Here is a 240-nt window from a genome sequence, read left to right as displayed (position 1 = left end):
AGAGCGCACGCCTGATAAGCGTGAGGTCGATGGTTCAAGTCCATTTAGGCCCATTCAAAGCAAAAAAAGCTTTGATAAAAGGCAATGATGGGGGCTTAGCTCAGATGGGAGAGCGCCTGCTTTGCACGCAGGAGGTCATCGGTTCGATCCCGTTAGCCTCCATTGAGACATAAAGTCTCAAGGGTTAGTACATTGAAAACTGAATATAATCAAAAGCAAAAAACCGAGACAATCGAAAAA

At 45.0% G+C, this 240-nt stretch carries 1 tRNA gene; it reads left to right on the top strand.

The window, feature by feature from the left end:
* The first annotated feature begins 89 nt into the window (after positions 1–89).
* Positions 90–162, top strand: a tRNA-Ala gene (locus CP370_RS09675).
* Positions 163–240 lie beyond the last annotated feature (78 nt).

The sequence above is a fragment of the Lactobacillus sp. UMNPBX19 genome, from assembly GCF_002553805.1.
Classification (GTDB): domain Bacteria; phylum Bacillota; class Bacilli; order Lactobacillales; family Lactobacillaceae; genus Lactobacillus.
Note: the sequence above shows the minus strand (reverse complement) of the source record. Positions and strands in the feature narration are given on the sequence as shown.